Raw genomic sequence first — 2,944 nt, forward strand, 5'->3', positions numbered from 1 at the left:
TTTGAAGTGGAAGTTCAAAGGCTTTACAAAGGAAAAGGAAATTAATACTATATTAACTTAGCTCCTGTTGCACTAGTGTCGTTCCTAGTGAACCGAGCCAAGTTAAAAACTTGCCCTTATTTGTTGGTGTTAAGTCTGGAGACTTAAACCAGCGGCGGGGTATTTTGTCATTTTGAACGCAGTGAAAAATCTGGTGCGTAATTGTTTGAACCTAGCCTTTTCACGTTGCTCAAAATAATTCTTTCATACACAATTAAGTCAATTATTGAAAAGTTTGAAGTGAACGCCAGGCGAACACTTCAAACAACTTGGTAGATTTGGTGATTTTCAAAAATGATGGGGCAGTTACCTGCTCACCCCTTTCGTTTCTCCGAACCGAGCCAAGTTAAAAGCTTGCCCTTATTTGCTGGTAGGAGACTTAAACCAGCGGGGTAAAGAATGATAAAGGTTGGAGTATTTGCTCATGCAACAAGGCAGGTGCGCATTGTAAATACGCGCCTGTGAGTGTTATCAATAGTCAACAGCCGTTACGTGAACACAAATATCTCGAACCATAAACTTGAGGGCAATACTATAAGTCAATTGACTTTTTTGACTGTTTGTCTTACAGCCCCAAACGCAGCTTTTATTAAGCTAATCACTCATTATAATTGAAGAGTTTGATCTCGCCAACATAAAAAACGTTGTACCATTGTGTTATAAGGCAGCCCCTTTTATTTGTTGTTATATTGGTATAGGCTTACCTACCTTACGTCTATTCTGCGAGTGTATTCAGTGTACTGATTATAGACTCTTAGGATGTAAATGCCCTTTAAACGAAGGTTTGTGATGTTCAGTGTGATAGATGGATTGCTGAGCTTATCTAGCTTTTCTTTATACACATGCTTACCATCAAGGCTTAATACTTCTACATATGTTGCCCCTTGGGTGTCAAGTCTTCGCATAGATTTAGGCAGCTGCAAAGTCATGATGCCATTTGACGGGTTAGGAAACACCTTAAATGTGTCATCCCAAGTATTGAAACCTTCAGCAGCTTTAGCTTCTTTGGTTGCAGCCAAGCTGTTGCTGGTTCTGCTATTATTGTTTACAGTGATTACTTCAGCTGTAAAATCTGACCCAGCTTCTGCCACAAAGCCATCTGCCAAATGAATATCATAATCATTGGTTACTTGAAAAACACAGGTGGTTTCATTGGGTACGATAAAATCAGTTTTTGCTTCGATGTCCCCTGTAGTATATTTATACACTTCGTTGTCTGTATTTAGATTTGGGCTGCTTCCTACCGTATATTTATCTAATTTCAGGTAATGATCATCGGCATACCAAACCCCCAATTTGCGTGAATCAATGTATTTATTAGGGTTCATTTTGCTTCCATCGCCCTTGAATAGATTAATCTTGGTTTGGGTAAAAAGGTTAGAGCCATCCCAGTTTTTTTCTACCCAACGTTGATATACCTTATCCACCATGCTATGGTGCAGGTAGAATGTAGGATCAGTAGGTGAGGTTGGAATAAGGCTCATCGCTCCCATTTTTTCTGTATTATTAGGGTCTTGTGGGTCAAAACCTCCAATAGCCATATGACCCGCTCCATGGAAGCCTGCTATTTCTAAGTAAAAATCGAAGACCCTTAAGTCCTTATTTTTATTAATTAATGTATAAGTTGAGGTTAGGTCATCAATAGGAAAACTATCAAATGCAAACCTTCTTTTTAACTTTAGAGCCAACCCTCGCTCTAGGTTTAGCCCAAAAAGTCCTTGCTTCGCCAACGAACCTGTTTCTTGGCTATCAAACATACCAGAATTAGCAGACCACTCCACTAAGCGATCCAGTTGGTCACTATATTCCCAATCCCAGTATACTAGAGGCATCCTCATTTTCTTTTCCATCAGATGTATAAACTCTCTATGCCATGGCAAAAATAGTTTGTTAACATCTCTTGGGTTTTGAGTTCCACCAGGTGTATGCTGAGCATAGTTCTTAGTATCCTCATGAGTAGCAATAAATCGTTGCCAAGTGCCGTTGGTATAAAGCTCATTTACTTTATCAACATATCGTTTTTGGTCGCTTTCTGACAATTCTCGCCAGGGTTTACGAATCCATTGGGCTTGGGTAGCCAGGGTACTTGCCACTAGGAGCAAGCACCATAACCAGTATTTTGTAAGTTTCATAAGTTCAGTGAATAAATGTGATTACTTATTGTTAAGTTGAGTTTTTAATGTTTTATTCTCATCTTCAAGCGTTTGAATTTTCTGCTGCATCTTCTGCATAGCTTTATTCATTTTGATCAAATGTAGAAATACTTCTTCTATTTTTTCTTGTTGAATTTTGCTGATTTCTCCCACATCTATGCCTTCTGAGGCTACCTCTTTTGCCGAAGGCACATTAGGTAAATGACCTTTTTCGGCAATATATTTTTCTACTTCAGACAAAGGTGCTAGTTTATAAGAAGGCTCAAACACATAGTCTGCCCAATCAGTTCGTACACGTACTGCCTCGGTCAAAATACCTCCTGCTACAAATAATCTGTAATCCGAAATATCTTTACCTCCTATGTATTCAGGCATCTCGGTAGTGCCTATGCGTGCTTTACCTTTTTCAACCGTAAGATCACCACCTCTCAGGTTGATGTGCCCGTTATTAAGTTTCAAATTTGTAGAACCTAATAACTCTAGTACCTTATATTCATTGTAATTGTTAATGGTTACGACATCCTCTTTTTTTACATTAAATGTAATAGGACGGTTCGAGACATTATCCCCATTCCAATTAGATTGGAATTTGAGCAAACCATGATTAGAAGAGGCCACTAGTACCTCAACCTCTAAATACCTGATACATTATTTTGGCGATATTCGTACCCTGATTTTACTTAAAAAATATCGCGTAGCTATGGCTATGCTCAATTTTTGAAGTTCGTCAGAGAACAAATCTCATCCAAAAT

At 38.6% G+C, this 2,944-nt stretch carries 2 protein-coding genes; both read right to left on the reverse strand.

Going from position 1 to position 2,944, the window contains the following annotated elements; translation table 11 throughout:
- Positions 1 to 743: 743 nt before the first annotated feature.
- Positions 744 to 2,171, reverse strand: a complete 1,428-nt coding sequence (locus Q0954_RS33485) for a tyrosinase family protein (RefSeq protein ID WP_299466284.1) — start codon at positions 2,169 to 2,171, stop codon at positions 744 to 746.
- A gap of 21 nt (positions 2,172 to 2,192) precedes the next feature.
- The gene (locus Q0954_RS33490) at positions 2,193 to 2,651 is read right to left on the reverse strand and encodes a hypothetical protein (RefSeq protein ID WP_299466286.1); all 459 of its coding nucleotides are present in this window, start codon (positions 2,649 to 2,651) and stop codon (positions 2,193 to 2,195) included.
- Positions 2,652 to 2,944 lie beyond the last annotated feature (293 nt).

This window comes from uncultured Microscilla sp. (assembly GCF_947493425.1).
GTDB lineage: Bacteria > Bacteroidota > Bacteroidia > Cytophagales > Microscillaceae > Microscilla.